We start from the raw sequence: 4,279 nt of genomic DNA on the forward strand, positions 1-4,279 counted from the left end.
GCACAGCCACAACACGCCGATCAGCAGGATGAACAAGCCGATGGAAAACCCCGGATTATCCTTGGCGAAGTTGGCATCCGCCACGTGGGCCGGCACCGCCAGCGGCTCGCCGCCCACCACCTGGATCATCGCGGCGACGCCGTCGCTGATGCCCTGGCTGAAGTTGCCGGCCTTGAACTTGGGCGCAATCACCTGATTGATGATCACCCACGACTGCGCATCGGTCAGCGTGCCTTCCAGGCCATAGCCGACTTCGATGCGCAATTTGCGCTCATCGCGGGCAACGATCAGCAGCGCGCCGTTGTCCTTGCCTTTCTGGCCGATGCCCCACTGGCGCCCCAATTGATAACCGTAGTCTTCAATCGGCACGCCCTGCAGGTCAGGCACGGTGACCACCACGATCTGGGCGCCACGGCTTTGCTCCAGCGCCTGCAATTGCTGGGTCAACTGCGCGCGCACCGCCGGGTCGATCATCTGCGCGGTGTCCACCACCCGCCCGGTCAACGCCGGGAAGGTCAACGCCGCCTGGGCCACGCCCGCGCAGGCCAACAGCCACAGCGCCAAGCCTATCCGTAATAAACGCATCGACACCTCAGTGCAGCTTTATTTGAACTTCACTTGCGGCGCTTTATCGGCATCGGCACTGGTGGCTTCAAACGTAGCGCGGATCGGCAAATCGCTGTACATCACGCTGTGCCACAGACGCCCTGGGAACGTGCGGAGCTCGGTGTTGTAAGCCTGCACGGCCTGGATAAAGTCGCGACGGGCCACGGCGATGCGGTTTTCCGTGCCTTCCAGCTGAGATTGCAGGGCCAGGAAGTTCTGGTTGGCCTTCAGGTCCGGGTAGCGCTCGGACACCACCATCAAGCGGCTGAGAGCACCACTCAAACCGTCTTGGGCTTGCTGGAACTGCTTGAGTTTTTCCGGGTTGTCGAGGGTGCTGGCGTCGACCTGGATCGATGTCGCCTTGGCCCGCGCTTCAATCACGGCGGTGAGGGTGTCTTGTTCATGGGTCGCGTAGCCCTTGACCACTTCCACCAGGTTGGGGATCAGGTCGGCACGCCGTTGATACTGGTTCTGCACCTGGCCCCAGGCCGCCTTGGCCTGTTCATCCAGGGTCGGAATGGTGTTGATGCCGCAACCGCTCAGCACCGTGCTGATCAATAACAAAGCCGCGGCTTTCAAGCCCCAGCGGTAACCTTGTGCTGCTTGCATGGTGTTTCTCCTGCCCAACTTTGATGGAATGTGACGACTCGCCCTATAAACCGCGCGCATGGGGCATAATCCGCCCCCACTACTGGAATGCATCGAGCCAATCAGCTAAAAAGATGCCCAGCGCGATAAAGAGTTCAGAGTGTGCTGCATTTATCTGAACGACACCCGAACAACAATAGACGCTCCCCACATTTTGGCCGATCAGCCTAACCGCTGCGCAGTGCGCCGAAAAAGGATATTCATGAAAAAGCTGTGTTTGCTCGGCCTTGTTGCCACTCTGGCCACCCACCCCGCCTGGGCAGAAACAAAGCCTGCTGCGCTTAAAGGCAAGGACGCCTTCGTCAGCGATCTGCTCAAGCAGATGACCCTCGATGAAAAGATCGGCCAATTGCGTCTGATCAGCATCGGCCCGGAAATGCCCCGCGAGCTGATCCGCAAGGAAATCGCCGCCGGCCGCATCGGTGGCACCTTCAACTCCATCACCCGCCCGGAAAACCGTCCGATGCAGGACGCGGCCATGCGCAGCCGGTTGAAGATCCCGATGTTCTTCGCCTATGACGTGATCCACGGCCACCGCACGATTTTCCCGATCAGCCTGGCCCTGGCTTCCAGTTGGGACATGGACGCCATCGGCCGCTCCGGGCGCATTGCCGCCCAGGAAGCCGCTGCCGACAGCCTCGACATCACCTTTGCGCCGATGGTCGACATCTCCCGCGACCCGCGTTGGGGCCGGACCTCCGAAGGCTTCGGCGAAGACACGTACCTGGTGTCGCGCATCGCCGAAGTGATGGTCAAGGCCTTCCAGGGCACCAGCGCGGCGAATGCCGACAGCATCATGGCCAGCGTCAAGCACTTCGCCCTGTACGGCGCGGTGGAAGGCGGTCGCGACTACAACGTGGTCGACATGAGCCCGGTCAAGATGTACCAGGACTACCTGCCGCCGTACCACGCGGCGATCAAGGCCGGTTCCGGCGGTGTGATGGTCGCGCTCAACTCGATCAACGGCGTGCCCGCCACCGCCAACACCTGGCTGATGAACGACCTGCTGCGCAAGGACTGGGGCTTCAAGGGCCTGGCCGTCAGCGACCACGGTGCGATCTTCGAGCTGATCAAGCACGGCGTGGCCAAGGACGGGCGTGAAGCCGCCAAGCTGGCGATCAAGGCCGGCATCGACATGAGCATGAACGACTCGCTGTACGGCAAGGAATTGCCAGGGCTGCTCAAGTCCGGCGAGATCGAGCAGAGCGACATCGACAACGCCGTGCGCGAAGTGCTCGGCGCCAAGTACGACATGGGCCTGTTCAAAGACCCGTACCTGCGTATCGGCAAGGCCGAGGATGACCCGGCCGACACCTACGCCGAAAGCCGTCTGCATCGCGCCGACGCGCGTGACGTGGCACGCCGCAGCATGGTCTTGCTGAAGAACCAGAACGACACCCTGCCGCTGAAAAAATCCGCGACCATCGCGCTCGTGGGCCCACTGGCCAAGGCCCCCATCGACATGATGGGTAGCTGGGCCGCCGCCGGTAAGCCGGCACAATCGGTGACCCTGCTCGATGGCCTCAACGCGGTGATCGGCGAAAAAGGCAAAGTGATTTATGCGCGTGGCGCCAACATCACCAATGACCAGGCCGTGGTCGACTACCTTAACTTCCTCAACTTCGATGCCCCGGAAGTGGTGGATGACACCCGCCCAGCCCAGGTGATGATCGACGAAGCGGTCAAGGCCGCCAAGGATGCCGACGTGGTGGTCGCTGCGGTGGGCGAGTCCCGTGGCATGTCCCATGAGTCCTCCAGCCGCACCGACCTGAACCTGCCGCAAAGCCAGCGTGACCTGATCAAGGCGCTGAAAGCCACCGGCAAGCCGCTGGTGCTGGTGCTGATGAACGGCCGGCCGCTGTCGATTCTCGAGGAAAACCAGCAAGCCGACGCAATCCTGGAAACCTGGTTCGCCGGTACCGAAGGCGGCAACGCCATCGCCGACGTGCTGTTTGGTGACTACAACCCGTCGGGCAAGCTGCCGATTACTTTCCCACGTTCGGTGGGGCAGATTCCGACCTACTACAACCACCTGACCATCGGCCGGCCGTTTACCCCAGGCAAGCCGGGCAACTACACGTCGCAGTACTTCGATGACATCACCGGGCCGCTGTTCCCGTTCGGCTATGGCCTGAGCTACACCACCTTCAGCCTGTCGGACATGGCGCTGTCGTCCACCACCCTGAACAAGACCGGCAAGCTCGACGCCAGCGTCACCGTGAAAAACACCGGCAAGGTCGACGGCGAAACCGTGGTGCAGTTGTATATCCAGGACGTGGCCGGCTCGATGATCCGCCCGATCAAGGAGCTGAAGAACTTCCAGAAAGTCATGCTCAAGGCCGGCGAAGAGCGCACGTTGCACTTCACCATTACCGAAGAGGACTTGAAGTTCTACAACACCCAGCTCAAGTTCGCGGCGGAACCGGGTGAGTTCAATGTGCAGATCGGTTTGGACTCCCAGGATGTGCAGCAGCAGACCTTCGAACTGCTCTGACACCTGAGACAAGGTCTAAAAATGTGGGAGGGGGCTTGCCCCCGATAGCAGTGGGTCAGCCAATGAATCAATTGACTGACACTCCGCTATCGGGGGCAAGCCCCCTCCCACATGTCTAACCACGTCGATCCAGCAGATTGACCACCAACCGATCAATCCACCCCCACACCCGCTGCTTCACCCGCCGCCACAACGGCCGCGACTTCCATGCCTCCAGGCTCACCGCCTGGCTCTGGGCAAAATCCCGCTCGAAACTGCCCGCCACAGCCTGCGTCAACGCCGGGTCCAGCGCTTCGAGGTTGGCTTCGAGGTTGAAGCGCAGGTTCCAGTGGTCGAAATTGCATGAACCGATACTGACCCAATCGTCCACCAGCACCATTTTCAGGTGCAAAAAGCACGGCTGGTACTCAAATATCTGCACGCCCGAGCGCAGCAAGCGCGGGTAATAACGGTGCCCGGCATAGCGCACCGACGGGTGATCGGTGCGCGGGCCGGTCAGCAGCAAGCGCACATCCACCCCGATAGCGGAGT

4 protein-coding genes are annotated in these 4,279 nt (G+C 61.4%); 1 reads left to right on the forward strand and 3 read right to left on the reverse strand.

Features of this window, described 5'->3' with window-relative positions:
• Together L9Z73_RS26250 and L9Z73_RS26255 are read right to left on the reverse strand one after the other, a co-directional pair.
• On the reverse strand, nucleotides 1–585 hold a 585-nt coding region (locus L9Z73_RS26250), incomplete at its 3' end, for a TPM domain-containing protein (protein WP_247407413.1).
• Between the two features lie 18 nt (nucleotides 586–603).
• Nucleotides 604–1,215: a LemA family protein gene (locus L9Z73_RS26255; RefSeq protein WP_247407416.1), complete on the reverse strand. Its 612-nt coding sequence runs from the start codon at nucleotides 1,213–1,215 to the stop codon at nucleotides 604–606.
• Nucleotides 1,216–1,456: 241 nt separating this feature from the next.
• Between L9Z73_RS26255 and bglX the strand changes: the two genes are divergently transcribed.
• Complete coding sequence (bglX, locus tag L9Z73_RS26260; protein WP_247407419.1) at nucleotides 1,457–3,748, forward strand: beta-glucosidase BglX; 2,292 nt, start codon at nucleotides 1,457–1,459, stop codon at nucleotides 3,746–3,748.
• A 115-nt stretch (nucleotides 3,749–3,863) separates the two neighbouring features.
• Here bglX and L9Z73_RS26265 read toward each other — a convergent pair.
• A partial coding sequence (locus L9Z73_RS26265; RefSeq protein ID WP_247407422.1) for a phospholipase D-like domain-containing protein occupies nucleotides 3,864–4,279 on the reverse strand: 416 nt, incomplete at its 5' end.

The sequence above is a fragment of the Pseudomonas emilianonis genome (assembly GCF_023072625.1).
GTDB lineage: Bacteria > Pseudomonadota > Gammaproteobacteria > Pseudomonadales > Pseudomonadaceae > Aquipseudomonas > Aquipseudomonas paraveronii.